Here is a 26,984-nt window from a genome sequence, read left to right as displayed (position 1 = left end):
ACGGGTGCTTGGAGTCGAGGTGCCTTTGTTACGCCGCTCGCACCCGTTTCTCGCTTTGACGGCCCCTGCCGCGACCACCCCGCCCCGTCCCACCCCCTCCCGTGCGTAGGGGGTGAAAAGGCGCGGTGCGCACGCCGCAGTTTCGTCCGGGGCTCGGGTCAGCGGAAGGGGGCGTAGTCGAACCAGGGGTCCTGCAGGAAGGCGCGCCAGTGGGGATCGTGGCCGGTGCGCTTGATCCGGAAGTAGACGGCGCAGCGCGTGGCCGTGGAGGTGTTGCCGCCGATGTTGTGGCCCAGCAGGTAGTGGGCCAAGAGTAGGTCCCCGGCCCGGCCGGTGATCTGCTCGGGCTCGGGGAGGGCGATCGGCGGGTAGCCGTTGGCGTCGAAGAACGCCTCCGGGCCGTGCTCGCGGAAGTACGCGGCGTGGGTCAGGTGCGTGCCGGGCCAGACCCAGAGGTTGCCCATGTCGTTGCTGAGTTGGTCGGTCAGCAGGATGCCGGCCAGCAGGGTGAACGTCCCCGGGCGTCCGTCCGGCTCATGCGGCGCCCCGTCGATGTGGTGCATGCCGGGCCGGTGCGGGAACGGCGGGATGTTCAGCGCTACCTGGACCTGCGGGGGAACGTCGAGGGTGCCGGGGCCGGTCAAGCACTCGGCCAGGGAAAAGGCTTGACTGTCAGTCAGCAGTGCTTGGAGGGGAGGGTACTGGGCGGCGTCGAGGAAGTGGTGGTGCGGGCCCTGCAGTTGGGGTGGCGGGGGTTCGAGGCCGTCGACAGCACGGGACGCGGCGGCGAGGAGGTGCTCCGGCACCGCGTCAGGGACGAGGAGGTACCCGCGCTCGGCGAACTCCGCCAACTGCTCGTGATCCAGCATGGGGCCACGGTAGGTCGGGGCCCCTGGTCGGGCGAATGGTTTTCCGGGGGCGGAAAACAACAAGCTCAGATCTCGATCAATTTGCGTGACACGGGGAGGGGCGCTGGGCACGCTGTCCCCAACGGCCCGCTGGGCCGCTTGATTACGGGGGTAGCACAATGCCTGGTTTCTTCTTCTTCGTCGTGTTTGCGATCATCGCGATGGCCCTCCTGTCCGCCCTGACGCGGTCGCTGCGCTCGGACCGCCGCCGCTCCGGGTCGGGGGGCGACGGCGGGGCGTTCCTGCCGGACAGCAGTGTCGACAGCGGACACCACGGGGCGCATCACCACCACAGCGGCCACCACCACGCGGGCGGGTTCGACGGGCACGCGGTCGGCGGCGGGCACCACGGCTAGGGGGTCGTCCGTCAGCGGAGCACCCGTACGACGGCGGCGTTTCCGGCGGACCGTTGGAGGAGGTGGAGGCGGGCGACGATCTGCGGGTCCGGTGGCTCCTTCGCGATCGGCAGTCGCCTTTGGGGGCCCATCCGATCAGCGGCGCAGCGTCAGGGTGATGGTCGCGCCCAGGAATGTCGTTCCTCCACCCGTCCAGCCCTCGTGCCAGGTGCGGCCGGCCTCCTGGCCGTACATGCGGAAGTACCACAGCGGGTCGTTCCTGCTGATGGTACTCACGCTGTCCTCGTGCTGTTCGCGGTAGTAGTTCTCCATCGTGATGTAGTCCTTTCCGCTCTTGGCGATGGCGCCCCCGAAGTGGAACGGGACGCTGTCGGCCATGCTCTCGGCCTGGTTGGCGTCGGGTTGCGCCATGGTCGTCATCCCGTCGCCGACGTTGGGGGTGGGGGCGTGCTTGTTGATCCCCAGTTCCTTGAGGACCGCTTCGGCCTTCGCGGCGTCCTGCTGGACCAGGTGCTGGAAGCGCCCGCTCATGGCGTAGGTGATCTCAAGGTAGCTCTGCGAGTCCCCCTCGCCGCCGCGTGCCATGGCCTCCTGGAACTTGCCCTTCCAGCCGCCCTCCGGTTCCAGGCGCACCAGGAATTTCTCCAGCACGTCCCAGTACTGGCTGTCGGCGGCGCGCGCCATGGCGTACTTGCCGGTGACCAGCCCCAGCATCTCGTTGCACCGCTGCGGGACGAGCACGTCCAGGCCCTTGGTCTTGTCTCCGCCTTTCTCCTTGCGGAACTTGGGCTCGATCTCGTAGAGGGTGACCTTCCTTCCGGCCCCGTCGATGGTCAGATAACGGCCGGTCTTGGAGAGCGAAAGGCCCCTGCCCTTGTGCGCGCCAGGAAGCTTCTTGACCGAGTCGCTGAACTGCTTGTCGGTGGCGAAGAAGGTCTTCGGTTCCTGCCCGGCGCCCGCGTGCTCCACGGCGAGATCGAAGGCGTCCGACACGGCGAGGTCCACCTCGCCCTTGTAGACCAGATGGGGCTTGGGCGGCGCACTGGCCGACCGCTCGTCGAACCAGCTGCGCTCTTTGTTCTTTTCCTGGCCGACGAAGAAGTCCTCGGAGTCAGGGTGCTTGGTGGGGTACTCCGCGGAGCCTGCCTTGATGACGTGGAGCCGCTGGACGGTCGGTCCCTGCCCGGAGGGACTCCTGTCGTCCCGGTCCGGGACGGCGGCGCTGCGCTGCACCGGCGCCGGGCCGCCCATGACCTGGTCCGCCTTGTGCTCGGCGTGGCGCTCGCCCGAGTCGTCGGAGCTGGACATGCTGACCCCGGCCCCGTTGTCCGTCCCCGGGACCGGCCCCAGCTGCTGGTCCTCGAAGTGGGCCAGCTCGTGGGCCCAGTCCTTCTTGGTCAGTTCGCCGCCGACGACGATGTGCGGACCGCTGGTGAACGCCTTGGCCTCCAGGACGGCCGCCGATTCCCGCGCCTGCGGCCCCTTGTGGACCAGGGCGCCGCTGAAGTCGGCTCCGCCGAACCGCTGTTCCATCTCCGTGCGCAGGCCTTGCTCCAGCGGCTCGGCCGGAGAGTTGATCCCCAGCTCCAGGGCGGCCCGCTGGACCTGCGCGTGGTCCGCGGCGTCCGTCCGCGGGGCGGCGGCGTGCTGGATGCGCTGGATCCAGGCGCCGCTCAACGGCGCCGCCGCCGGCCTGCCGGCCGACTCCCCCGAGCCGCTGTCCGCTGTCCGGCCGTACCCCTGACGCAAGGCGCGCACGCGAGGTCCTCTCTGCAAAGACGGTCACCACCTGAACCACCACGTCTACCAGTGCCGAGGGCCCGGCGGACAGGTCCACAGGTGCACACCTGGGGGCAACCCTGCTGCCTAGGGCAGGTTGGGGAGATAGCCGAGGTCGATCGGCTGGTCCGGCGGGCCGTGCCGGTGGAGGTCGTCCATCAGGGCGACCAGGCTCGGCGGCCAGAGGACGTCGGGGCAGTCCTCCAACTCGGCCGGGGTCCACCAGCGGCAGGTCATGATGCCGTCGAGGCGGAACGACTCGGCCAGGTCGCCGACCGGGTCGCGGCGCGGGGCCGCGCCCAGGAAGACGACCTCGTGCTGGCGGGTGGGCACGCCCTTGCGGGTGTAGTCGTGCTCCCAGGTCCACAGGGCCGGGCCGGGGACGACGTCGGTCCAACCGGTCTCCTCGACGGTCTCCCGGAGCGCCCCGGCGAGTGCGTCTTCGCCGGGGTTCAGGCCGCCGCCGGGGAGCACCCAGTGCAGGCCGACCTCGGGGTCGTCGTGCAGTTGCAGGAACACCGCTCCGTCAGGGTCGAGGACCAGGATCCGGGCCGCTCGGCGGGCCGCGCGCTCGATGCTCATCCGGCGATCGTAGCGAAGGTCGTGTGGTCGAGGGCCCGGCGCAGCAGCAGTCCGTCCGGGGCGACGGCGGTGAGCAGCGCGGCGGTGCCGCAGGCGAGAGGCAGCAGGGCGGCTTCGACCCGGGGGTCGAAGGTCGGCTGACTGTAGGTCAGGGTGTCGGAGCAGAGCAGGAGTTGGCCGAAGGCGCGGTGGTCGGCCAGGACGGCGGGGCCGTTCCGGCCGGGGACGCCGGTGTCGGTCTGCTGGTCCAGGACGGTGCCGGGGTGGGACACCGTCAGCCGGGAGCTGATCCGGCCCGGAGGCTCGCCGGTGCGGCCGAGGATCTGCTCCTCGCGGAGCAGCAGTCGGCCGCCGGGGGCGATCCGGGCCCTGGTGGTCATCCGCAGCTCGCTGCCGGTGGCGGCGACCACGGGTTCGGGGAGCCATTCCAGTACCGCCCCGTCGTCGATCCGCAGGTCGAGGTCATAGTGGGCCGGGGCCGGGGTGCGCGAGGGCAGGCTGATGGTGGCGGCGGTGGAGCCGACCCGGAGCCGCGCGCCCGCGCGGACGTGGACCTCGATCCGGAGCCGGTCCCCGCCGAGCGGCGCGGCCATCGCGCCGACGACGGCGACCTGTGCGGCGGCCGGGTCCGGGTGGGGGACCCGGCGCAGCGCGAGCGGGCCGTCCCCGGCGAGCAGCGGCAGGGCGGTGCCGCCGCGTCCGTCCGGGGCGGCGGTGATCCGGGCGACGGCATGGACCCCGGCGGGCCCGGGGCCGGTCATGCGGTCCATGCGCGCAGCCGGTCCCTGACCCAGGCGGCGATCTCGGCGACGCCGTCCTCGGCGACCAGGGAGCAGAAGACGACCGGGAGTTCGCCGCGCTGGAGCTTGGCGTCGCGGTCCATCACCGCGAGGTCCGCGCCGACCAGCGGGGCCAGGTCGGTCTTGTTGATCACCAGCAGGTCGGAGCCGGAGACGCCGGGGCCGCCCTTGCGCGGGATCTTGTCGCCGCCGGAGACGTCGATGACGAAGATCTGGAAGTCGACCAGCCCCTTGCTGAAGGTCGCGGTGAGGTTGTCGCCGCCGCTCTCGACCAGGACCAGGTCGAGCGGGCCGACCTCGTGTTCCAGGTCCTCGACGGCTTCGAGGTTGGCGCTGATGTCGTCCCGGATCGCGGTGTGCGGGCAGCAGCCGGTCTCCACCGCGGTGATCCGCTCGGGCGGCAGCACCGCGTTGCGGAGCAGGAACTCGGCGTCCTCGGTGGTGTAGATGTCGTTGGTGACGACGGCGAGCGAGAGTTCGTCGCGCAGGGTCCGGCACAGGGCGGCGACGGTGGCGGTCTTGCCGGAGCCGACCGGGCCGCCGAGGCCGATCCGCAGGGCGCGGCGGCGGCCGTCGGCGCGCAGCGGGGCGGTGCCGGGCAGCGGGGCAGGCAGGTCGTGGTCGCGGTGCATGGTGCTCCTTCAGGAGGCGAACAGCCGCAGCGGCCAGGCGGCGTGCTGTTCGGCGTAGAGGTCGAGGAGGGGTGCGGAGGCGGCCGGGAGGGCGTCGACGCCGTCGGCGAGGGCGTCGGCGGCGGCACGGACGGCACGGTCGGTCACCTCGGCGAGGTCCTCGGCGAGCCGGGCCAGGACGGCGGTGGCCTGGAACGGGTCGAGGCCGAGCAGTCGGACGCAGGCGGTGACCGGTCCGGAGACGCTCTCGTAGGCGGCGGCAGCGGCGGCGTCGGCCGGGACGAGTCCGGCCGCGGCGGCGGTGAGGCCGAGCACGACCGGCTGGTGCGCGCCGCGCGGGCGGGCCGCGGCGAGCTGGTCGAGGGCGGGGTCGGGCCAGACCGTGCGGGCGGCCCGGATCAGCTGGCGGCCGAGCCTGCGCGAGGCCGCCCGCAGCGCCGGGGAGGGCATCCGGACGTCGGCGGCCTGGTCCGCGAGCAGCGGGTCGAGGCCGCCGGCCGCCGCCGCGGCGAGCGCGGCGGCGGTCAGTCCCGCGGTGTGCAGGCGTCCGGTGCAGAACGCCCGGAGGGTGGCGGTGTCGTGGATGCGGCCCGCCTTCACGGCGGCCTCGGCGCCGCCGGAGTGGGCGTGGCCGCCGGCCGGGAAGCGGCCGTCGGTGAGGATCAGCAGGGCCGGATTGACCATCAGAACAGGAAGTAGCGCTGGGCCATCGGCAGTTCGGCCGCGGGTCGGGGTTCGACCACCTCGCCGTCGATCCGCACGGTGAAGGTGTCCGGTTCCACCGTGACGTGGGGCCGGGCGGTGTTCTCGGGCAGGTGGTCCTTGGTGACGCCGCGGGTGTTCCGGATCGCGGTGAAGGCCTTGCCGATGCCCAGGTCGTGGGCGAGCCGCTCGGGCAGGCTGTGGTCCAGGGCGGACTGGGTGACGAAGTTGAGGCTGTTGGCGGCGGGGGCGCGGCCAATGGCGCCGAACATCGGCCGCGGCAGCACCGGTTGCGGGGTGGGGATGGAGGCGTTGGCGTCGCCCAGCTGGGCCCAGGCGATCTGGCCGCCCTTGATCACCAGGTCCGGCTTGACCCCGAAGAAGGCCGGGGTCCACAGCACCAGGTCGGCGAGCTTTCCGGTCTCGACCGAGCCGATCTCGCCGTCCAGGCCCTGCGCCACCGCCGGGTTGATGGTGTATTTGGCGACATAGCGACGTGCCCGGAGGTTGTCGGCCCAGCCGTCGCCGGGCAGCGCGCCGCGGCGGCGCTTCATCACATGGGCGGTCTGCCAAGTCCGCATGACCACCTCGCCGATCCGGCCCATCGCCTGCGAGTCCGAGCTGATGATCGAGATCGCGCCCAGGTCGTGCAGGAAGTCCTCGGCCGCGATGGTCGACGGGCGGATCCGGGACTCGGCGAAGGCCAGGTACTCGGGGACGTTGGCACTGAGGTGGTGACAGACCATCAGCATGTCCAGGTGCTCGTCCACGGTGTTGCGGGTGTGCGGACGGGTCGGGTTGGTCGAGCTGGGCAGCACATTGAGCTGGGAGACCACGGTGATGATGTCGGGCGCGTGGCCGCCGCCCGCACCCTCGGTGTGGTAGGCGTGGACGCCGCGTCCGGCGATGGCGGCCAGGGTGTCGCCGACGAATCCGGCCTCGTTCAGGGTGTCGGTGTGGATCGCCAGCTGCGCGCCCGACTCCTCGCAGACGGTGAGGCAGGCGTCGATGGCGGCCGGGGTGGCGCCCCAGTCCTCGTGGATCTTGAAGCCCAGTGCCCCGGCCCGCAGCTGCGCCCGCATCGACTCGGTGTTGACCGTGTTGCCCTTGCCGAGCAGCCCGAGATTGACCGGGTACTGCTCCGCCGCCGCGAACATCCGGGCCAGGTGCCAGCCGCCGGGGGTGATGGTGGTGGCCTTGGTGCCCTCGGCGGGCCCGGTGCCGCCGCCGAGGAGGGTGGTGATGCCGGAGGCGAGCGCCTCCTCGAACAGCTGCGGGCAGATCAGGTGCACATGGGCGTCGATCGCCCCGGCGGTGAGGATCTTGCCGTTGCCCGCGATCACCTCGGTCTCCGGGCCGATCACCAGGTCGGGGTGCACCCCGTCCATGGTCTCCGGGTTGCCGGCCTTGCCGAGGGCGGTGATCCGGCCGTCCCTGACGCCGATGTCGGCCTTGACCACGCCCCAGTGGTCCAGCACCACGGCTCCGGTGACCACCGTGTCCGGGGCGCCCTCGGCGCGGGAGGCGCGGGACTGGCCCATCGACTCGCGGATCACCTTGCCGCCGCCGAAGACCGCCTCGTCGCCGCCGGCGCTGAGGTCCTGCTCGATCTCGATCAGCAGGTCGGTGTCCGCCAGCCGGATCCTGTCCCCCGCGGTCGGCCCGTAGAGGTCGGCGTAGCGGCGGCGGGTGAGGGTCAGCGCCGGGCGGGGGTCAGTCATCGAGGCTTCCCTTCGTCTCGCCGCGCAGGCCGAACACCTCGCGGCGCCCGCCCAGCGGGATCAGCTCGACCTCGGCCGGGATGCCGGGCTCGAAGCGGACGGCGGTGCCGGCCGGGATGTTCAGCCGCTGCCCGCGGGCGGCGGCCCGGTCGAACTCCAGACCGGGGTTGGCCTCGGCGAAGTGGTAGTGCGAGCCGACCTGGACCGGCCGGTCCGCGGCGTTGACCACGGCCAGGACGGTGACCGGGCGGCCGGGGTTGAGCGCGATGTCGCCGGTGCCGAGCAGGATCTCACCGGGGACCAGCGGGCCCGGGGAGCCAGGGGCCGCGCTCATGCGATCGGCTCGTGGACGGTGACCAGCTTGGTCCCGTCCGGGAAGGTCGCCTCCACCTGGACGTCCGGGATCATCTCAGGGATCCCCTCCATCACGTCTTCCCTGGTCAGCACCGTCCGGCCGGAGCGCATCAGCTCCGCGACGGTACGGCCGTCCCTGGCGCCCTCCAGGATGTGGACGGTGAGCAGCGCCACCGCCTCGGGGTGGTTCAGCCGCAGTCCGCGTGCGCGCCGGGCCCCGGCGACGTCCGCGGCCACATGGATGAGCAGGCGCTCCTGCTCGTGCGGGGAGAGTCTCATGTCGGCGTTGCACCTCTGTGCGGGGCCGTCCCGGGCCGCCGCGGCAGCCCGGGGAGGGGACGCGGGCACGACGCCGTGCCGCGGGGTGCCCCCGGCGCGCGGCGGGGGCACCGGGCGTGGACGGCGTCGCACACGGGCCGCACTGCCCGCCGCCACCACGCCCGATCCGCACCCCGGGGGTGGTGATCGTGTGGCGACACGTTAGCGGACCGGGGCCGCCGGGCGGCAGGGGCGACACGGCGCGGCGGTGCGACACGCCGAAGCCGGAAAACATGTCGGAACAGCCTCAAGAGGGTCGGGATATGAGCGTCCGTCATTCGCGGAAGATCACTCGTCCGAGTGAGTGTCACACGCCTCGATTAGGCGGATCATTGGTAGGCGATTCGGCCATGATCGCCGACGAGCCGCAGGTCAGAGGCTATTCCCAAAGCCAGTGTGAAATTTGTCAACCCTCTTGAAAATAGCCGGAATTAGATCGTCCGAACGCGCAGCGTCCGCATCCGGGCACTCCGTGGAACTGCGGGTGACAAGAGTCACAAAAGGCCGTGGGAACGTGAAGATCCCATAAAAAACTGGCAATACTGTCCGCCGAACAGCAAAAGTCCTCGCCACCGTGGCGGGGCGGTCCGGCCGGACGCCGAGTCTCGCCACCGGTCGGGCGCCAGGTGCACACCACCTGACAGGCGAGAGCGGGAGACCCAATCACGACGGGACGGCCGGACCGTCCCTTGGGGTGAAGCCACACGGTGGCCGGGCAGCTTTCGGAGCCCGAACCCGACAGGGAGACCTTTCGTAGGCGGTTCCGGAAGGAAACGCGTGACTGCGTCCGTTCGTACTCATGCCCAGAAACAGGACAGCCCCACCGCCTCCGCCCCGGCGAGGAACAACAGCCGCCGCTGGCGTTCGGGCATCACCTCCGTGCTCACCCTGGCCGCCGTGGCCGGCGGGACGCTGCTGTCCAGCGGCACCGCGGACGCCGCGACGATCGAGGCCAAGGCCCTGGGCATCGCGGCCTCCAAGCACGGCGACCCGTACGTCTACGGCGCGGCGGGCCCCACCCGCTTCGACTGCTCCGGCCTGACGTACTACGCCTTCAAGCACGCCGGAAAGAGCCTGCCGCGTACCGCGCAGGCCCAGTACAACAAGGTCCACCACATCTCCAAGGCCAGCCTGCGCCCCGGTGACCTGGTCTTCTTCCACTCCGGCCGCTCGGTCTACCACGTCGGCATCTACGCCGGGCACGGCAAGATCTGGCACGCCCCGCACACCGGCGCGAGGGTCCGGCTGGAGAAGATCTGGACCAAGTCGGTCTACTACGGCCGCGTGTGACCCCTCCTGGGGCCGCCGTCACGGCGACGACGGCGGCTCCAGGGTGTTCGGCTGGTGCTGGTCGCCGATGGTCTGCCACAGCCGCCGCGCCCGCTCGTGGTTGCGGCGGGCCGACCCGGGGTCGCCGGCGGCGGCGTCCAGGTCGCCGATGAGCTGCCAGCAGGCGGACTCGTCCTGACGGTCGCCGTGCCGGTGGAACAGGTCCGCGGCGCGCTCCAGCGCCGGGACCGCCCGCTCCCGGTCGTACTGACCGGCGTAGACGCGGCCGACCTCCAGCAGCGTGTACGCCGCGCAGCGCTCGTCGGCCAGCTCCTCGAAGGTGGCCAGCGCCTGCCACAGGCAGTCCAGCGCCTGGTCCGAGTCGCCGCGCTGGTCGTGCAGCCGGCTGACCCGGCGCAGCACGACCGCCACCCGGTGCCCGTCGTCGAGCGCCCTGGCCTGGCGCAGGGCGTCGCCGAACCAGGACTCCGCCTCGTCCAGGTCGCCCTGCATCAGCCGCATCACGGCCATCGAGCAGGACAGCTGCGCTTCCAGGTGCCGGTCGCCCTCACCGACCGCGATGGCCAGCGCCTGCTCGACCCGTTCGGCGGCCTCGGCGTAACGGCCGCGCACCCGGCTGACCGTGCCCAGCATCGCCACCGAGAGGGCCTCGCCGCGCTTGTCCCCGCCGTCCCGGCACAGTTCGACGGAAGACTCGAGCGAACGCGTCGCCTCGTCGAACTCGTCCCGGTAGATCTGCAGTTGGCCGAGGCCGCGGAGCAGCACCGAGGCGCCGCGGCCGTTGCCCGCCGTCCCGGCCGCCGCCAGCGCCAGCCGGTGCCCGTGCTCCCAGTCCTGGTAGAGGCACCGGTGGTCGTAGTAGGTCACCGTGCCGGCCGCCAGCTCCCAGGCCAGCTCGTCCAGGCCCCAGTCCACGGCCAGCTTCACCGCGCCGAGCAGGGTCTCGCGTTCCGCGTCGAACCAGCCGACCGGGTCGGCCAGCAGCCGCTCCACCACCGGGTCCGGCAGCGACCGGCGCGAGGCCGAGCCGGGCTCGCCGACCAGCAGCCCGGCCGGGAGCCGTTCGGTGCCACGCCCGGCCAGGTCGAGCCAGGCGGACAGGACCCGGACCATCGCGTCCCGCCGGTCCGCCTCGGGCAGCTCGGCGGCGACCTCCACCGCGCAGGTCCTGATCAGGTCGTGCAGCCGGTAGCGCGGCTGGCCGACGGCGTCGGTGGCGGTCAGCCGCACCAGGCTGGCGTCGACCAGGGTGTCCAGCACCTCCTCGGCGTCCGGGCGGTCCAGCAGCGGGCCGAGCACCCAGCCGGGCAGGGTGTGCGCGCCGAGCAGGCCGAGCAGGCCCAGCGCGCGCACCGCGTCGGCCGGCAGCAGCCGCAGGCTCAGTTCGACGCTGGCCCGCACGCTGAGGTTGCCGATCCTCAGCTCGGCCAGCCGCCGGGACTCGTCCTCGATCCGCTCCCGCAGCACCCGCAGCGACCAGGCCGGGCGGCCGGTGAGCTTGGCGCTGGCGATCCGGATCGCCAGCGGCAGGTTGCCGCAGCAGGCGAGGATCGCGTCGGCCTCGGCCGGCTCCCGGTCGACCCGGCGCCGTCCGACGATGCCGATGAACAGCTCCCGCGCCTCGGCCGGGCTCAGCACGTCCAGGTCCAGGTGCCGGACGCCGGGGAGCTGGGTCAGCAGCGTGCGGCTGGTGACCAGGACGGCGCAGCCGTCGGCCCCCGGCAGCAGCGGCAGCACCTGGTCGGCGTGGCCGGCGTCGTCCAGCACCACCAGCATCCGCCGGTCCGCCAGCAACGAGCGGTAGAGCGCCGCCCGTTCGGACAGGCCGTTCGGGATCGCGCTGCCCACGATCGAGAGCGCCCCCAGCGCCTCGGCCAGCATCAGCGCCGGGTCCCGCGGCTCGTCCGACGTGCCGGCCAGGTTGAGGTAGAGCTGGCCGTCCGGGAAGGCGGCGCTGGCCAGCCGCGCGGCATGGGTCGCCAGGCAGGACTTGCCGACGCCGGGACCGCCCACCACGACGACCACCGGGGCCCGGTTCGGCGCCGATCCGTCGAGCAGCCCGGCGACCTCGGCCAGGGCGTCCGCCCGGCCCACGAAGTCGGGCACGTCGAGCGGCAGCTGACGCACCGGCAGGGCCAGGTCCGATTCGGCGCCCGCCGGGCCGGGGCCCTCCGGTGCGTCGGCGGAGCCGTTCGCCGGGGCCGCCAGGGCCGGGTCGGCGACCAGGATGCGCCGGTGCAGCGCCTGGATCAGCGGGGTGGGGTCGACGCCGAGCTCGCCGGCCAGGGTCCGCCGCAGCCGCTCGTACACCTGCAGCGCCTCGCCCTGGCGGCGGCACCGGTAGAGGGCGACCATCAGGTGCTCGGCGACGTGCTCGTCGTAGGGGTGCTCGCGGGACAGGGCGGTCAGTTCCTCGACGACCTCGCGGTGGCGCCCCAGGTCGAGTTCGAGGCTCAGGCACCGCTTGTGGGTGGCCGCGCGTCGCTCGTTCAGCCGGGCCGCGTCGAACTCCAGGACCCGGCTGGAGACGTCGACCAGGGCGCCGCCGCGCCAGCAGGCCAGCGCGCGCCGCAGCGCGAGGGCCGTCTCGGCGCTGGACTGGTGCCGTTCGGCGAGCCGGCGCTCGTGGTCGAACTCCAGCAGGTCGAGCTGGTCCGGGGCCAGGTTGATCTGGTAGCCGCCGCGCCGGGTGCTGATCAGGGAGCCGGGCGCCCCGCAGGCGGCCAGGTTCCGCCGCAGCCCGGAGAGCGCGTCCTGGACCTGGCGGACCGCGGTGGCGGGGGTCCGCTCGTCCCACATCACGGCCACCAGCCGCTCCATGGGGACCACGTTGTTGGCGTCGACCAGCAGCGCGGCCAGCATCTTGGCCTGCCGCGGTCCGTCGAGCCGGACCTCGCGCCCGGTGATCCGGGCATGCAGCGGCCCCAGCACACCGAATCTCATCGTCTCCCCCGGCAGACCTCGCTCTAGGACGAATCTAGGACGACCGACGGATTCCTGTCCATAGCGTCATCGCGGGCTGTGAACCACCGGAGGGAGTTCGATGACCATGCGCCGCGACCGTGCCGCGACCGCTGTGGCCGCACTGCTGCTGACCACCGCGGTGGCCGGCTGCGCCAGTGCCGCCGACGGAGGCCGTCCGGCGGCGGTGACTCCGCGGGCGGCGGCGGCCCCGCTGCCGGTCACCACGACCGCGACCCCGTCCGGGCCCTCGGAGCTGGTCCTCCCGGTGGCGCCCTATCTCTTCAGCGACGCCCAGTCGTCGCAGCTCGTGGCCGCGCACAGCGAACTGGTCGCCGCCTGCATGAAGCGCTACGGCTTCGGCTACCGCGTGTCGACCGCCTCGGCCGCGCACGCGGCGCTGCCGGCGAACGAGTCGCGCTACGGCGTGATGACGCCGGAACAGGCCCAGTACGGCTACCACTTCATGGCCGTGGAGATGGAGCGCCAGCAGCAGGGCGCCGCACCGTCCCAGAGCCCGCCCAAGGTGACGCCCGCGATGGCCGCGGTGCTCACCGGCGTGCCCGGCGGGCAGGTCAACGGCCGGAGCGTGCCCAGCGGCGGCTGCAACGGCCAGGCCACCACCGAGCTCGGCGGCAAGGACGGGCGGTACGGCGACCCGGACATCGCCGAGAGCATCCAGGCCGACAGCTTCGCCAGGTCGCAGTCGGACGCCCGGGTGCTGAAGGCCTTCGCCGCCTGGTCGGCCTGCATGCGGGCCGACGGCTACCACTACCCGAACCCCGACGCCGCCACCAACGACCCCCGTTGGTCGGCTTCCGCCGCACCGAGCGCGGCGGAGATCGCCACCGCGCGGGCCGACGTCGGCTGCAAGCAGCGGACCAATCTCGTCGGCGTCTGGTTCTCGGTCGAGTCCGCCTACCAGGGCGCGGCGATCAAGGCCAACGCCGAGGCGCTGCGGCAGGCGCAGGCCACCATGCGGCAGGAACTGAGGACCGCGGCGACCCTGCTCGGGTCCTCGCAGTAGCCCGCCCGAACCGACCGGCAACAACCAGTTGAGACCCCATCAGTAGAAATGAGCAGTCGCATGAGAGTCAGACTCATCAGCGCCGCAGCCGCCGTCGCCACCGCGGGCGCCGTCCTCCTCAGCGCCGTGCCCGCCCAGGCGGTTCCGACCTGGGGGTGCTTCAACGCGGCCGGCACCAGTTACGACTCGATCACCTGCCTCTGGTTCAACTCCGGCCAGCAGGGGTCGAGCACCGCGTTCTGGTTCAACGGCGGAGTCAACGGCACCGAGGGAACCGGGACCAGCAATGTCCCCAATCTGCTGCCCTACACGTTCATGAGCTCGGGAGCGGGCCAGAACCAGAGCGTCAAGAACCATGCGGCGACGGCCTCGAACACCTATTCCACAGCGGTCGTGAAAACCAACATCTGGTACAACTCGAATTACGGTGGCGCCGTGTACCAGCTACTGCCGGGGGACGCGCCCTACCGGCTCGGAAACGGCCTCTACAACCAGGACGCATCGCTCTCCTGGCAATACTGAGAAAAGGCGGAAAGACATGCTGCTCAAGAAGACCGCGATAGGTGCCCTGACCGCCGCCGCACTCGCCTGCGGCACACTGCTCGCCGAGCCCGCCTCGGCGACCGGGGTGGCCGCCGGGCCCTGCTCCTACGTCTGCTTCTACTACAACTCGGGCGGCCAGGGCGCCACCATGCTGTGGAACCCGCCGGCCGGCTGGCAGGGCATCAGCGACCTCCAGTCCTCGCAGTTCTCGAACTGCAATATCAACAACAATTCCACCGCGTGCAACGGTCTCGGACGGAGCGTCAAGAACAACACCGCGACCGTGTACAACGGCGACTTCGGCGGCCACACCGTCGCGGTCTGGTACAACTCGAATTACGGCGGGGCCCATTACACGATCCTCGACGGAGACACGCCTTACCAGCTCGGAAACGGCCTCTACAACCAGGACGCTTCCGTTTCCGCCTGGTAGGCGGTCGCAAGGGGGAACAATGCTTCGATCACACCGCTCCGTATTCCGCCGGGGGCTGGCGATCGCCATGGTGGTCGGCCTGGCCGCCTCGCTCGACGCGGGCACCACCGTCGCCGCGACCCACGCGGCGCCGGCCGCCGCACCGGCACCGGCGCCGGCCGGGTCGGCCACGGCGGCGGCGGTGCCGAACGGCGTCCCCTCGCCCGACTCGGCGCTCGGCTCCGGCTGGCGGACCTCGTCCGACCGGGCGATGACCGCCATCGGCGACGCCAGCGGCTTCCACATCCTGGTCGCCGACGCCTCGAAGGCGTACTCCTGGCGGACCGCGGCGTCGCTGTCGGAGCCGGGGTTCGACACGGACCAGTGGATCGGGCAGGCGTGCTCGACCGCCTCCGGCCGGTACGCGTTCGTGGTCTACGCACCCCGACGGTTCGCCACCCGCTCAACGCAGTTCGACCAGGGGGCCTTCGCCGCGATCGTCGACCTCACCTCGGGAGCCGTCCGCAAGCTGCCGTTCCTGGCCGGTCTCGCCTACTACGACCCGGGCTGCGGCAACGGCGAGTCCGCGGTCCTGTCCTCCGCCGTGACCGACGCCGCGACCGGTGCGGCGCGCACCACCCTGCGCGTGGTCGACGCCGCGACCGGCCGGGTCACCCAGCAGAGCACCGTGGCCGGACAGCTCACCTCGGCCCTGCCCTACCGAGGGGCGGTCGCCGCCGCGCGCGGGGACCAGCTGGTCTCGGTGGGGAAGGGCGGCGGCATCCGCACCCTCACCCACGAGTCCGGGATCCCGTTCCGGCTGGCGGTCGACACCTCGGGTGCGCTCGGCTACCAGGTCCCCACCGCGGCCGGGCAGGTCCAGGTCCGACGCCTGGCCGGGGGCCGGGCCGGCACCGTCGGGACCGCCAAGCTGGGCGCGGTCCAGCTGAAGGGCTCCGGCGGGCACGTCTTCCTGGTCGGCCCGGCCGCCGCCAAGGTCAACGTCAACGGCCTTGCAGCCAAGGGGTGGAAGAGTCTGGCCGCACCGGCCGAGTCGGAGCCCTCGACCACCGGCGGCCTGGTGGTCACCGGCTCCAGTAACACCGACAACGCCTCCGGCACCGCCGAGACCGACGGCAAGAGCAACGACAGCCCGCTGCCGGTGAGCATCCAGGCGAAGGCGATCGGCAGCGGTGCCCAGGTCTCCATGCGGGTCCTGCCGCAGGCCGGCACCGACAGCGGCGGCGCACGCCCGTCCCCGGCGCTGCCGGACTCGGCGGGTACGTCGGGGTCGGCGGCCTCGGCGGGTACCGGCGCGACCCGGTCCGCCGCCAAGACCGCCACCCCCGCCAAGGCCACCCCCGCCACCAGCACCGACGCCGCGACCGAGACCTACGACCCCGACCGGGCCTGTGCGGTGGCCAGGAACGACCCGAGCATCCAGACCTACCAGGCGACCGCCCAGCAGGTGGAGTGGGCCGCCGACCTCGCCGTCCAGGGGCAGTTGACCCGGAGCAGGGCGGCCGGCTGGGAGGGCTCGGGGATGAGCGTCCCCTGGACTCCGCAGGGCATGTTCCCGCTGCAACCGCTCTCCGGCGGCGGCCAGGTTCCGGCGCAGGTGCTGCTGGGCATCCTGGCCCAGGAGTCCAACACCCTCCAGGCCAGCCCGCACGCCCCGGACGCGATCACCGGCAATGTGAACCAGGGCGGCTTCTACGGGAACGGCTCCGACTGGTCCACCGCGGACTGCGGCTACGGCGTCGGCCAGGTCACCACCGGCATGCAGATGTCGACCCCGGCCGGGACCGACGTGGCGGACGGCAGCAGCAGCTACACCACCGCCCAGCAGCAGCAGGCGATCGCCACCGACTACGCCTCCAACATCGCCGCGAGCCTCAACCTCCTGATCGACAAGTGGAACCAGCTGAAGGCGGCCGGGATCGTCGCCAACGACGGCGGGGCGCAGTACATCGAGAACTGGTACTTCGCCGTCTGGGCCTACAACTCCGGGGTGCAGCCCGGTGCGGCCCTGGGCAACAGCACCGGCTGCACCCCCAGCCCGACCTGCACCGACGGCGCCGGGAACTGGGGCATGGGCTGGGCGAACAACCCCGCCAACCCGGTCTACCCGGCCGACCGGGGCACCTTCACCAACTCCGCCGCCGACACCAAGGTCCCGAACCACTGGCCCTACCAGGAGCTGGTGATGGGGTGGGCCTACTCGCCGGTCCCGCGCTTCAACTACGCCAGTGGGAAGTGGGGACCCGCCTACGCCGCCGCTGCCGCCGGCAGCGCCGGCGCCGGCCCCGCACTGCCGCCGTTCTCGGCGTTCTGCACCAGCGACGACCTGTGCCAGCCGAACGCCGCCGCCGACGCCAACGGCACGGCCGACAGCGCAGGCCTCTGCACCAACGCCGATCTGCACTGCTGGTGGCACCTGCCGCGGAACTGGACCGCCTGCGACACCTACTGCGGCACCAGCAATCCGACCTACACCAGCGCCAGCGCGGTGCCGACCGGCACCGACATCGATCCGCCGGACTGCCGGGCGCTGGGCACCGCGAGCGGATCGCCGTCCTCCGACTCGTACGGCGCGGCGCCGCCGACCGGGTCGATCGTGGTCCGGTCGACCGACGTCCCGAGCGTCGCCTCGTGCACGCAGACCTGGACCGACCAGGGCTCGTTCGGCATCCGGTTCAACGCCGCGAACAGCTGCAACGTGTCCTGCACCGACCCGATCGACTATCCGGGGAAGATCGACTTCCATCAGCTCGGAGTGGGCTTCGGCGGCCACACCTGGTTCGCGCACACCCGTCCGCCCTCCGACACCGCCGACACCGTGGTCGGCACCTGGACCCCGCCCGCCATCGACGGCTGGGCCAAGGTCTACGTCCACCTCCCGGACATCGCCTCGATGACCCAGGAGGCGCCGTACACCGTCAGCACCGGCAGCGGCCTCCCGGAGACCCGGTACGTGAACGCGCACCGCGCCTACAACCAGTGGGTCGAGCTGGGCGTCTTCTCGTTCGACTCCTCGGGCGGCGGCGAGAGCGTCAGCCTCACCAACGCCACCCCGGACGGCGACGGTTCGATGGACATCGCCTGGGACTCGGTCGCCTTCCAGCCGCTCCCGGCGAAGCCGCGGGACGTCGTGGTGCAGATGGGCGACTCGTACACCTCGGGCGAGGGCGCCGAGCCCTATCTGCCCGGCACCGACAACGGCCCCTACGCCGACCAGGTGTCCGACAGCTCGTCCAGCGAGACCTGGAACGCCTGCCACCGCAGCCAGAACTCCTGGTTCCGCAAGACCACCCTGCCCGGACGGAGCGGTCCGGTCGGAGCCCTCGCCGACGCCTTCAACAGCAGCCTGGACTTCCAGTCCACCGCCTGTTCGGGCGCCTTGACCTGGGAGTTCGACCCCGCCCTCAGCACCGGCCCCAGTTTCGGTTCCGACGGCGAGTTCCACGAGGTCCAGCAGCTCGACGCCGGCTACCTCGACAGCAGCACGACCCTGGTGGCGCTCACCATCGGCGGGAACGACGCGAAGTTCTCGAAGACGATCCAGCAGTGCGTGCTGCTGGGATGCCCGTCCGACTCCTCGGTCACGACGAACATCAACAACGTCGGCAGCAACCTGACCACCCTGCTGCAGGACATCGCCGGGAAGGCTCCCAACGCCAAGATCGTGCTGCTCGGCTATCCGAAGCTGTTCGGCAGCGGCGGGGTGAGCTGCGGAGACAACCTGGTCGCCAGCGACGCCGCCACCCAACTGGACACCTGGGCCGGGGACATGGACACGATGGAGGCCAAGGCCGTGGCCGCGGCGGCGGCCGGGCCGTCGGTGGGATCCCGGCTCAGCTTCTGGTCGGCGGAGAGCAGCCCCGCCTACTTCACCGGATACCGGGTCTGCGGACCGACTACCAGCGGGATCAACCAGGTCGTCTCCGCACCGGCAACGGCCGGCGGCGACTTCTCCTGCCCGGCCTCGCCCGACCCGCGCCAGTGGCTCTGCGTCAGCCGGGAGTCGTTCCACCCCAACAACACAGGCACCGACCGCTATTCGCTGATCTTCAGCGCAGCGTTGACCGCGGCCGGCTACTAGCGCCGAACGGCGCTCCACCACCCAATCCCCAGGGGGAAGAAACATGACCACACGATTCAAGCGGACCGTCGCGTCCGGCACGGTGCTGCTCGCGGCGGCTGCCGCCGTCGGCATCGCGGCCGGCACCGCCCAGGCCGACAGCATGATCGACCTGACCCGCACCGTCGGCGTCTACTCCGCGCCCAACGCCAGTGCCGGCAAGGTCGCGCCCGACCTGCACGCCGAGGACGCGGTCCAGGTGAACTGCTGGACCGTCGGCGGCAACGTGGGCAACGCGGGCGACGTCTGGTACCACGCGGTGACGGAGGTCTACCCGAGCGGCGAGGACTACATCGAGGGCTGGGTCTTCGCGCCCTACGCCGACGGGGCCGCCGCGTTCCACAACGGCAGCATCCCCAAGTGCCCGTGACGCTCTGACCGAACGCCGACCCCGCCCGGGTCGGTACCGCCGGACGGCTGGTACCGACCCGGGCGGGGCGGTGGTGCGGCTCGGCTACCGCCCGCCGCGGGGCCGCGGGCGGTGCGTCACCTCACGGTGCGTCACTTCAGGTGCCGGTCGTAGAACCGGCCGCCGTCCTCCAGCTCGAACCACGGGGTGCCGACGTGCCCGCCCAGATTGGCGTGCAGCGTCTTCTCCTTGCTGCCGAAGGCGTCGAACAGGTCCAACGCCCGCTGCCGGGGGTTGCCCTGGTCGTCCCACTGCAGCAGGAACAGCAGCGGAATGCCGACCTGTCGGGCCTCCTCGCGCTGGGCCCGGGGCACATAGCCCCCGGCGAAGAGGCCGGCCGCGGCGATCCGCGGCTCCGTCACCGCCAGCCGGATGCCGAGGGCGGTCCAGCCCGAGTACCCGACCGGGCCCTCGATCCCGGGCAGGTCGAGCAGGGCGTCCAGGGCGGTCCGCCATTCCGGGACCGCGTTCTCGACCAGCGGGCCGACGAGGGACTCGAAGATCTCGTCGACCGGCTCGGCCGCCTGCATCGCCCGGCGGAGGTCGGCGCGGGCCTGCTCGGCGGCGGCGGAACGGGGCCGGTCACCGCACCCGGGGGCGTCGATGGTGGCCACCGCGTAGCCGAAGGCCGCGGTCTTCCGGGCTCGGGCCACCAGCCGGGGCTCCCGCCGGGGCAGGCCGTTGTTGTGGGCCATCAGGATCAGCGGGAGCGGTCCGGCCGAGCCCGGCGTCCACAGCGTGCCGGGGATCTCGCCGAGGGTGAACTCGCGCTCGACGACGTCGCCGTCGAGCCGCTGCTCAGAAGTGAATTCCATGGTCGTACCTTTCGGGAGTGCTCTGGAACGGCGCTCCCGGACGACCTATCGCCCGACCGTGGCCCCAGAGGGGAGCACCCATGTCGTCACTGCGTTCACGGGTACCACCTCCTCGTTCTCTCGCACGGCCTCCGGAAGGGTAACAGGGTCGCCGCGGTCCGCCAAAAGGTTTTCCGGCTCTCACTCCCCCGGGTAGCGGACCCCGATCCGGGCCCGGACGGTGTCCAGCACCTCCATCACCTCGACGGTGTCCTGCCAGCGCATCAGCGGGCTCTCGACCAGGCCCTCGCGCAGGCAGCGCATCGCCTCCTCGGCCTCGTGGACGAAGCCGATGCCGGTGTAGGGGATCCGGAACACCTCCGGCTCCACGTCGTCGCCGGTGCCCCGGTAGAGGGTGAACGAGTCCGGGCGCAGGAACAGCGGCGGGACCTCGATCCGGCCCGCAGAGCCGCCGACGAAGGCGCGGCCCGGGGTGGCCGAGGTGATGCCGCAGCTCAGCGTCGCCAGCGCGCCGGAGTCGTAGCCGAGCAGCATCCCGGTGTTGGCGTCCACGCCCTCCGGGGTGAGCGAGGCCCAGGCGGTGACCGTGTCCGGGCTGCCGAGCAGCAGGTGCGCGAAGGAGACCGGGTACACCCCGAGGTCCAGCAGCGCTCCCCCGCCGAGCGCGGGGTCGCGCAGCCGGTGGGTCGGGGCGAAGTCGCCGGGGAAGGCGAAGTCGGCGTGCACCGTGCCGACGTCGCCGATCGCGCCGTCGGCGACCAGCGCCAGCAGCTTCCTGACGGCCGGGTTGCAGCGCATCCACATGCCCTCCATCAGGAAGGAGCCGTGCTTGCGGGCGATCCCGACCAGCGCGCGGGAGTCGGCGGCGTTCAGGGTGAACGGCTTCTCGCAGAGCACCGCCCGGCCCGCCTCCAGGCACAGCGCCGCCGCCTCGAAGTGGGCGTGGTGCGGGGTGGCCACATAGACGATGTCGACCCCGTCGTCCGCCGCGAGCTCGGCCCAACTGCCGTGCGCGCGGGGGATGTCGAAGCGGTCGGCGAAGGCCTGGGCGGCCTCCTTGCTGCGCGAGCCGACGGCGACGACCTCCGCGTCCGGCAGCAGTTTCAGGTCCTGGGTGAAGTCGGCGGCGATGCCGCCGGTGGCGAGGACGCCCCATCGGATCTTCTGAGTCATGGGCCCATCCCACCACTCGCCGACTCCGGGGAGAAGCGCGGCCCGGTCCGTGCCGTAGCAGCGGGGTGCCGCGTTAGGCAGGGCATGTCTGCCTTCCGCACCGCGCTCACCCGTACCGCGCCCGCCCTCGCCGCCTGCGCCGCCCTGCTGCTGGCGGCGGGCTGCGCCGCGCAGCCCGCGTCCGCCCCGGCTGCCCAGGACGCGGCGTCCTCCGGCGCGAACGCCGCCGGTTCGAACACCGCCGCTCGGGCCGCCGCGGCAGCCGCGGCCACCACCGCCGACCCGGCCACCGGCCTCGACGCGTCCGCCGACGGGTACTGGCTGGTTTCCGCCACGCCCGAGCCGACGGCGGTCCGGTCGGTCGACTACCGGTTCCAGGTGCTCGCCCCGGACGGCAGCGCGGTGACCTCCTTCCTGGGCGGCGCCGACACCGCCCGGGTCTACGCCGTCCGCTCGGACCTCACCGGGCTGCGCCGCACGGTGCCGGTCGATCTGGGCGAGGGGGTGTGGAGCGCGCAGCTCGGCGAGCTGGACCCGGGACAGTGGCGGATCTACGTGGCGTTCACTCCGAACAGCAACCCGGGCCCGACCGGGCTGCCGCCGAGGCTGCTGCTCAGCCGGACCCTGTTGGTCCCCGGCACCCCGGAGATCAGCCCGCTGGACCCGGCATCGCCGACCGCGTCGGTGGACGGGCTGCTGGTCCGGCTGACCGGGCAGGCGGTCGCGGGCCGCCCGGCCGTGCTGCGGATGAGCGTCAGCAGGCCGACGGTGCAGGGCGTGCCGCCGATGACCAGGACGGTGAACGTCCCGGTCAACACGCTGGAGCCGCTGGACGGCGGCTACGGCCAGCTGACCGGTGTGCACGCGGCCGACCAGGCGCTGGCGCCGTTCACCGCGCTCACCCCGGCGGTCGGGATGACCGGCGGCCCCTCGGCGGAGTTCCGCGGGACGTTCCGCTCGGCGGGCGACTGGCGGGTGTTCGTCCAGTTCCGGACGGACGGCCAGGACCACACCGCGATGTTCACCGTGCCGGTGCGCTCGCGGTGACCGGCGCGGTCGCGGTGATCAGCTCGACCGCGCGTTCGATCTGAGTGTCCGTCAGGTCGGCCTGGGCGGTCAGCCGCAGCCGGGACCAGCGGTCCGGCACCGACGGCGGGCGGAAGCAGCCGACCAGCAGCCCGCGCTCGCGGCAGGCCGCGGCCCAGGCCAACGCCGCCTCCGGGCTCGCCACCCGGACCGAGACCACGGCCGCGTCCGGCACCGAGACGTCGAAACCGGCCGCGGCCAGCCGGGCGGACAGCTCCCCGGCCACCTGCCGGGCCCGCTCGGGGCGCTGCGGCTCCTCGCGCAGCAGCCGCAGCGCGCCCAGCGCCGCGCCGACCGCGGCCGGGGCCAGCCCGGTGTCGAAGATGAAGGTGCGCGCGGCCTGCACCAGGTGCTCGATCACCCGGCGCGGGCCGAGCACCGCGCCGCCCTGGGAGCCCAGCGACTTGGACAGGGTCAGCGTGGACACCAGGTCAGGGTCTCCGGCCAGACCGGCTGCGGCGAGCGCGCCGCGACCGCCGGGGCCGAGCACGCCGAACCCGTGCGCGTCGTCGACCAGCAGCGCCGCGCCGTGGTCGCGGCAGGCGGCAGCGTGGGCGGCGAGCGGGGCGGCGTCGCCGTCCACCGAGAAGACCGAGTCGGTCACCAGCAGCGCCCGGCGCTCCGGACGGGCGGCCAGCTCGGCCCGTACCGCGTCCGGGGAGCGGTGCGCGACCCGGGCCACCCTGGCCTTGGCCAGGCGGCAGCCGTCGATCAGCGAGGCGTGGTTCAGCGCGTCCGAGACGATCACCGTGCCGACGGCCGGGTCCGGGTCGACCAGGGCGGTCAGCGCGGCCAGGTTGGCGGTGTAGCCGGAGGAGAAGACCAGCGCGGCCTCGGCGCCGCAGAAGTCCGCGAGCTCGGCCTCCAACTCGGCGTGCAGCGCGGTGCTGCCGGTGACCAGCCGCGAGCCGGTGGCGCCGCCGCCCCAGCGCAGCGCGGCGTCGGCCGCGGCCCGGGTCACCCGGGGGTGCCGGACCAGGCCGAGGTAGTCGTTCCCGGCCAGGTTCAGCAGCTCCTCGTCGGCGGACCGCGGACGGAGGGTGCGGACCAGGCCCGCGCTGCGGCGGCGCGCGGCGGCGGCGTCCAGCCAGTCGAACGCGGCTTCGGCGGGGTGCTGGTCGATGGTCTGCTCCTGGGTTGTTCCTGCCCGGTCCGCCCGGCTGCCGGTCCCGGTCATCCCGAGCACGCCCCGCGCTGCGCCTGCTGCCACTCGCAGAGCGGGCACAGCGGCAGTCCGGCCGCGTCGGCCGGATGCTCGCTCGGCTCCCCGCAGCGGACGCAGTCGGCGACCGCCGCGGTGCGCGGACCGGCCGGGGCGGCCGGGCTCGCCGGGACGGACGGGCGGTCCGCGTCGCAGTACGGTTCGGATTCGGGCTCCACGCCCGCGATCCTACGGCGTCGGCCCTAGGGCTTCGGGAGAGTGCCGGTGGCGGGCTGGTCCGACTCCCAGGCGAGGGCCGAGGCGACGGTGTAGACCAGGTACCAGGTGGGGGTGTCCAGGTCGGAGTTCACCGGGCGTCCGTCGGCGAAGGCGGACTGCACCACCGTCACCGCCCGCCCCACGGCCGCGATCCTGACCTGGGTCGCGGCGTTGTCCGGGTCGTGGGTCACCGTGGCCGGAGCCTCGGAGGCGGTCGCCGACGGGGACGGGGTGGTCGGCGGCGTGGCGGTGGCCGTGCCCCCGGCGGCCCCGCCGCTGATCGGCGCCCCGGTGCCGGTGCCCACCGGCAGCCCGCCGAGGTCGGGCAGCGCGCCGGTGCTGCCCGAGCCGAGCGTCCCGGCCGAGTGCCCCGCGGTCTGTCCGGCCGACTGGGACACGGTCACCGGCAGCCCGCTGCCGGGCTGACGGAACACCAGGTCGGCCGCCGCCGTCAGCGGGGCCTTCAGCAGTTTCGCCGCCTTCGCCGCGCTCGCCGGGTCCGGGTAGTACAGCACCGTGACCGAGGTGTAGACGGCGTGGTCGTCCTCCCGCACGTAGTCGGCGGTCAGGTAGCCGGCGCAGCCGGTGGTCAGCGCGACCGGGGCGGTGGCGTCGACGACCGGGTCGCAGCCGGCGGTCCCGGCGCCCACCGCGTAGCGGGTGCCGTGGTAGCCACTGGGGCTGGTCGCCGTGGCCGGGAAGTCGACCTTGGCCGGGAGCACGTCGTCGACCTGGGCCTGCCCGGCGCCGCCGAGGCCGGGTGCGGTTATCGCGCTGCCGACCCCGAGGCTGTCCTGCGACGCGCCGTCCGCGGTGATCCGGTGGCCGATCCGACCCGCGAAGTTGACCTCGGCCCAGGTCCCGCCGGCCGCCGCGGCTGCGAGCAGGCCGAGCATGGCGAGGGTCCTGGGCAGACGGCGGCGGGGTCCGCCGCTCGGCTGGACGTCGCGCTGGTGCCGGCCGGTCGTGGTCATGGCGAGGAGTCTAGGGGGTACTCCTGTGTGAAGGATCAAGGGGTTCTTAAGCGCCGTGCGCGAGGATGCGGGGTGGCCCGGTTTGGTGGTTCTGTGACAACCGGGCAAGCCCCGGCGGAGATCTTCTGGCGGGTTCGGCAGTGGCGGCGGAACGCCGCCGGAAGGCAGGATCGTGGTCATGGATCTGCTCGACACCCTCGTCTCCAAGGGCCTGCGCCGCGAACTCCCGACCCGTGAGGAGGCCCTCGCCGTCCTGTCAGGTTCCGACGAGGACCTGCTGGACGTGGTCGCCGCCGCGGGCCGCGTCCGGCGCCAGTGGTTCGGCCGCCGGGTGAAGCTGAACTACCTGGTCAACCTGAAGAGCGGGCTGTGCCCCGAGGACTGCTCCTACTGCTCGCAGCGGCTCGGCTCCAAGGCCGAGATCCTCAAGTACACCTGGCTGAAGCCGGAGCAGGCCGCCGCGTCGGCGAAGGCCGGGGTGGCCGGCGGCGCCAAGCGGGTCTGCCTGGTCGCCAGCGGGCGCGGCCCGACCGACCGGGACGTGGAGCGGGTCGCCGACACCATCTCGGCGATCAAGGCCGAGAACGAGGACGTGGAGATCTGCGCCTGCCTCGGGCTGCTCTCGGACGGCCAGGCGACCCGGCTGCGCGAGGCCGGGGTGCACGCCTACAACCACAACCTCAACACCTCCGAGGACACCTACGCCGACATCTGCTCCACCCATGACTTCAAGGACCGGGTGGACACCGTGCAGCAGGCCCAGGCCGCGGGCCTGTCGGCGTGCTCCGGCCTGATCGCGGGGATGGGCGAGAGCGACGCCGACCTGGTGGACGTGGTGTTCGCGCTGCGCGCGCTGAACCCGGACTCGGTCCCGGTGAACTTCCTGATCCCGATCGAGGGCACCCCGCTGGCGAAGGAGTGGAGCCTGACCCCGCAGCGCTGCCTGCGGATCCTGGCCATGGTCCGCTTCGTCTGCCCGGACATCGAGGTCCGGCTCGCGGGCGGGCGCGAGGTGCACCTGCGCAGCATGCAGCCGCTGGCGCTGCACCTGGTCAACTCGATCTTCCTGGGCGACTACCTGACCACCGAGGGCCAGAACGGCCAGGCCGACCTGGACATGATCGCGGACGCCGGGTTCACCGTGGAGGGCACGGACGAGAAGACCATGCCGGAGGACCGCGCGGAGGCCGGGGACGACCTGGCCGCGGTGGGCGCCCCGGCCGGCGGACGGCAGGACCTGGTCTCGGTGCGCCGCCGCGGCACCGGCACCGACCTCCCGCCGAACGCGTGACCCCGGAGGAACTGCTCCGACTGGACCGCGACCACGTCTGGCACCCGTACGGGGCGATGCCGGGCGCGGTCGCGCCGTACCCGGTGGAGTCGGCGAGCGGGGTGCGGCTGCGGATGGCCGGGCCGGTCGAGGGCCACCGCGAGCTGATCGACGGGATGTCGTCCTGGTGGGCCGCGATCCACGGCTACCGGCACCCGGTGCTGGACGAGGCGGTCCGGGACCAGCTCGGCCGGATGAGCCATGTGATGTTCGGCGGCCTCACCCATGAGCCCGCGGTGCGGCTGGCGGCGACGCTGGTGGAGATCACCCCGGAGCCGCTGCGGCACGTCTTCCTGGCCGACTCGGGCTCGGTCGCGGTCGAGGTGGCCGCGAAGATGTGCCTGCAGTACTGGCGCTCGGTCGGCCGTCCGGCCAAGCAGCGGCTGCTGACCTGGCGCGGCGGCTACCACGGCGACACCTTCCACCCGATGTCGGTGTGCGATCCCGAGGGCGGGATGCACCAGCTCTGGACCGGGGTGCTGCCCCGGCAGATCTTCGCCGAGGCGCCGACCGACGGCTTCGACACCCCCCTCGACCCGGCCTACGTCGCCGAGTTGGACGAACTGATCGGCCGTCACGCGGACCGCACCGCCGCGGTGGTGGTCGAGCCGGTGGTCCAGGGCGCGGGCGGGATGCGGTTCCACTCCCCGGCGCTGCTGCGGGAGTTGAGGCGGCTCTGCGACCGGCACGAAGTTCTGCTGGTGTTCGACGAGATCGCCACCGGATTCGGCCGCACCGGCGAGCTGTTCGCGGCCGGCCAGGCCGGGGTCTCCCCCGATGTGATGTGCGTCGGCAAGGCGCTGACCGGCGGCTACCTGACTCTGGCGGCGGCGCTGTGCACCACCGAGGTGGCCGCCGGGATCAGCGGCGGCGAGGTCCCGGTGCTGGCGCACGGGCCGACCTTCATGGGCAATCCGCTGGCCTGCGCGGTCGCCAACGCGTCCATCGGACTGCTGCTGGCCGGGGACTGGCGGCGGACGGTGCGGCGGATCGAGGCCGGGCTGAAGGACGGGCTGGCCGCGGCGGCCGGGCTGCCGGGGGTCAAGGACGTCCGGGTGCTGGGCGCGATCGGCGTGGTCCAACTCGACCACGAGGTGGACGTCGCCGCGGCCACCCGGGCCGCCGCGGGCCGCGGGGTCTGGCTGCGGCCGTTCCGCGACCTGGTGTACACCATGCCGCCGTATGTGACCGGCGACGACGACCTGGCCGCGGTGTGCGCCGGGGTCGTGGCCGCCGCCGAGAAGGGCTGAA

Annotated in this window: 25 protein-coding genes and 1 riboswitch; of the genes, 10 read left to right on the top strand and 15 right to left on the bottom strand. The window is 72.9% G+C overall.

The annotated features are described in order from the left end of the window. Positions 1-158 precede the first annotated feature (158 nt). Positions 159-869 carry a phytanoyl-CoA dioxygenase family protein gene (locus ACEZDE_RS31010; RefSeq protein WP_380543441.1) on the bottom strand — a complete coding sequence of 237 codons (711 nt, stop codon included), beginning with the start codon at positions 867-869 and terminating at the stop codon, positions 159-161. A gap of 200 nt (positions 870-1,069) precedes the next feature. Here ACEZDE_RS31010 and ACEZDE_RS31005 point away from each other — a divergent pair, with 200 nt between their 5' ends. Further along, the gene (locus ACEZDE_RS31005; RefSeq protein ID WP_380543438.1) at positions 1,070-1,264 is read left to right on the top strand and encodes a hypothetical protein; all 195 of its coding nucleotides are present in this window, start codon (positions 1,070-1,072) and stop codon (positions 1,262-1,264) included. Between the two features lie 135 nt (positions 1,265-1,399). Here ACEZDE_RS31005 and ACEZDE_RS31000 read toward each other — a convergent pair whose 3' ends face one another. The 8 genes from ACEZDE_RS31000 to ACEZDE_RS30965 all read right to left on the bottom strand — a co-directional run bounded on the left by ACEZDE_RS31000 (position 1,400) and on the right by ACEZDE_RS30965 (position 8,113). Beyond that, positions 1,400-3,022 (bottom strand): eCIS core domain-containing protein, encoded by a 1,623-nt coding sequence (locus ACEZDE_RS31000; RefSeq protein WP_380543435.1) that lies wholly within the window; start codon positions 3,020-3,022, stop codon positions 1,400-1,402. Between the two features lie 108 nt (positions 3,023-3,130). Beyond that, positions 3,131-3,625 carry an NUDIX domain-containing protein gene (locus ACEZDE_RS30995; protein ID WP_380543432.1) on the bottom strand — a complete coding sequence of 165 codons (495 nt, stop codon included), beginning with the start codon at positions 3,623-3,625 and terminating at the stop codon, positions 3,131-3,133. After that, a complete protein-coding gene (locus ACEZDE_RS30990) occupies positions 3,622-4,386 on the bottom strand; it encodes an urease accessory protein UreD (protein WP_380543464.1) in 765 nt (254 codons plus the stop codon). Before ACEZDE_RS30990 ends, ACEZDE_RS30995 begins: the two co-directional genes overlap by 4 nt. Beyond that, entirely contained in the window at positions 4,383-5,057 is a 675-nt protein-coding gene (ureG, locus tag ACEZDE_RS30985) for an urease accessory protein UreG (RefSeq protein WP_380543429.1), read from the bottom strand. Before ureG ends, ACEZDE_RS30990 begins: the two co-directional genes overlap by 4 nt. Positions 5,058-5,066: 9 nt before the next feature. Beyond that, positions 5,067-5,741, bottom strand: coding sequence for an urease accessory protein UreF (locus ACEZDE_RS30980; RefSeq protein ID WP_380543426.1), 675 nt, complete (start codon positions 5,739-5,741; stop codon positions 5,067-5,069). After that, positions 5,741-7,480, bottom strand: coding sequence for an urease subunit alpha (locus ACEZDE_RS30975; RefSeq protein ID WP_380543423.1), 1,740 nt, complete (start codon positions 7,478-7,480; stop codon positions 5,741-5,743). Before ACEZDE_RS30975 ends, ACEZDE_RS30980 begins: the two co-directional genes overlap by 1 nt. Continuing rightward, a complete protein-coding gene (locus ACEZDE_RS30970) occupies positions 7,473-7,784 on the bottom strand; it encodes an urease subunit beta (RefSeq protein ID WP_380543461.1) in 312 nt (103 codons plus the stop codon). The genes ACEZDE_RS30975 and ACEZDE_RS30970 overlap by 8 nt, the downstream gene beginning before the upstream one ends. 26 nt (positions 7,785-7,810) lie before the next feature. Beyond that, complete coding sequence (locus ACEZDE_RS30965) at positions 7,811-8,113, bottom strand: urease subunit gamma (RefSeq protein WP_380543420.1); 303 nt, start codon at positions 8,111-8,113, stop codon at positions 7,811-7,813. Positions 8,114-8,776: 663 nt separating this feature from the next. Further along, a riboswitch (cyclic di-AMP (ydaO/yuaA leader) is annotated at positions 8,777-8,927 on the top strand. 95 nt (positions 8,928-9,022) lie between these two features. Here ACEZDE_RS30965 and ACEZDE_RS30960 point away from each other — a divergent pair. Then, entirely contained in the window at positions 9,023-9,442 is a 420-nt protein-coding gene (locus ACEZDE_RS30960; protein WP_380543458.1) for a C40 family peptidase, read from the top strand. An 18-nt stretch (positions 9,443-9,460) separates the two neighbouring features. On the opposite strand, the gene ACEZDE_RS30955 is transcribed toward ACEZDE_RS30960, so the two are convergent. Continuing rightward, positions 9,461-12,385, bottom strand: a complete 2,925-nt coding sequence (locus ACEZDE_RS30955) for an AfsR/SARP family transcriptional regulator (protein WP_380543418.1) — start codon at positions 12,383-12,385, stop codon at positions 9,461-9,463. A gap of 106 nt (positions 12,386-12,491) precedes the next feature. On the opposite strand from ACEZDE_RS30955, the gene ACEZDE_RS30950 reads away from it, so the two are divergent. From ACEZDE_RS30950 to ACEZDE_RS30930, 5 genes are read left to right on the top strand one after another with little or no spacing between them, the layout of a single operon-like run. After that, complete coding sequence (locus tag ACEZDE_RS30950) at positions 12,492-13,430, top strand: hypothetical protein (protein WP_380543415.1); 939 nt, start codon at positions 12,492-12,494, stop codon at positions 13,428-13,430. 60 nt (positions 13,431-13,490) lie between these two features. Beyond that, positions 13,491-13,952 (top strand): hypothetical protein, encoded by a 462-nt coding sequence (locus ACEZDE_RS30945; protein ID WP_380543412.1) that lies wholly within the window; start codon positions 13,491-13,493, stop codon positions 13,950-13,952. 16 nt (positions 13,953-13,968) lie between these two features. Continuing rightward, a complete protein-coding gene (locus ACEZDE_RS30940; RefSeq protein WP_380543409.1) occupies positions 13,969-14,406 on the top strand; it encodes a hypothetical protein in 438 nt (145 codons plus the stop codon). A 19-nt stretch (positions 14,407-14,425) separates the two neighbouring features. Beyond that, positions 14,426-18,487 (top strand): golvesin C-terminal-like domain-containing protein, encoded by a 4,062-nt coding sequence (locus tag ACEZDE_RS30935; RefSeq protein ID WP_380543406.1) that lies wholly within the window; start codon positions 14,426-14,428, stop codon positions 18,485-18,487. A gap of 43 nt (positions 18,488-18,530) precedes the next feature. Continuing rightward, the gene (locus ACEZDE_RS30930) at positions 18,531-18,896 is read left to right on the top strand and encodes a hypothetical protein (protein ID WP_380543403.1); all 366 of its coding nucleotides are present in this window, start codon (positions 18,531-18,533) and stop codon (positions 18,894-18,896) included. A 131-nt stretch (positions 18,897-19,027) separates the two neighbouring features. On the opposite strand, the gene ACEZDE_RS30925 is transcribed toward ACEZDE_RS30930, so the two are convergent. Both ACEZDE_RS30925 and ACEZDE_RS30920 read right to left on the bottom strand, forming a co-directional pair. Next, positions 19,028-19,750, bottom strand: a complete 723-nt coding sequence (locus ACEZDE_RS30925) for a dienelactone hydrolase family protein (protein WP_380543400.1) — start codon at positions 19,748-19,750, stop codon at positions 19,028-19,030. A gap of 180 nt (positions 19,751-19,930) precedes the next feature. Then, positions 19,931-20,923, bottom strand: coding sequence for a Gfo/Idh/MocA family protein (locus tag ACEZDE_RS30920; RefSeq protein ID WP_380543397.1), 993 nt, complete (start codon positions 20,921-20,923; stop codon positions 19,931-19,933). Between the two features lie 84 nt (positions 20,924-21,007). On the opposite strand from ACEZDE_RS30920, the gene ACEZDE_RS30915 reads away from it, so the two are divergent. Continuing rightward, on the top strand, positions 21,008-21,970 hold the full coding sequence (locus ACEZDE_RS30915; protein ID WP_380543394.1) for a hypothetical protein: 963 nt from the start codon (positions 21,008-21,010) through the stop codon (positions 21,968-21,970). On the opposite strand, the gene ACEZDE_RS30910 is transcribed toward ACEZDE_RS30915, so the two are convergent. The 3 genes from ACEZDE_RS30910 to ACEZDE_RS30900 are packed head-to-tail and all read right to left on the bottom strand — an operon-like array spanning position 21,945 to position 24,403. Next, positions 21,945-23,219, bottom strand: coding sequence for an 8-amino-7-oxononanoate synthase (locus ACEZDE_RS30910; protein ID WP_380543391.1), 1,275 nt, complete (start codon positions 23,217-23,219; stop codon positions 21,945-21,947). The two genes, ACEZDE_RS30915 and ACEZDE_RS30910, sit on opposite strands and share 26 nt — an antisense overlap. Beyond that, positions 23,183-23,389, bottom strand: a complete 207-nt coding sequence (locus tag ACEZDE_RS30905; RefSeq protein WP_380543388.1) for a hypothetical protein — start codon at positions 23,387-23,389, stop codon at positions 23,183-23,185. Before ACEZDE_RS30905 ends, ACEZDE_RS30910 begins: the two co-directional genes overlap by 37 nt. Positions 23,390-23,413: 24 nt before the next feature. After that, positions 23,414-24,403, bottom strand: a complete 990-nt coding sequence (locus tag ACEZDE_RS30900) for a hypothetical protein (RefSeq protein ID WP_380543385.1) — start codon at positions 24,401-24,403, stop codon at positions 23,414-23,416. Between the two features lie 178 nt (positions 24,404-24,581). Between ACEZDE_RS30900 and bioB the strand changes: the two genes are divergently transcribed. Together bioB and ACEZDE_RS30890 are read left to right on the top strand one after the other, a co-directional pair. Then, positions 24,582-25,694 carry a biotin synthase BioB gene (gene bioB, locus ACEZDE_RS30895; RefSeq protein ID WP_380543382.1) on the top strand — a complete coding sequence of 371 codons (1,113 nt, stop codon included), beginning with the start codon at positions 24,582-24,584 and terminating at the stop codon, positions 25,692-25,694. Next, positions 25,691-26,983: an adenosylmethionine--8-amino-7-oxononanoate transaminase gene (locus ACEZDE_RS30890; protein ID WP_380543379.1), complete on the top strand. Its 1,293-nt coding sequence runs from the start codon at positions 25,691-25,693 to the stop codon at positions 26,981-26,983. Before bioB ends, ACEZDE_RS30890 begins: the two co-directional genes overlap by 4 nt. Position 26,984 lies beyond the last annotated feature (1 nt).

Origin of the sequence: Streptacidiphilus cavernicola, from assembly GCF_042510955.1 — a bacterium.
GTDB lineage: Bacteria > Actinomycetota > Actinomycetes > Streptomycetales > Streptomycetaceae > Streptacidiphilus > Streptacidiphilus cavernicola.
The sequence above is the reverse complement of the archived record's forward strand: the minus strand, read 5'-3'. Positions and strand labels throughout refer to the sequence as shown.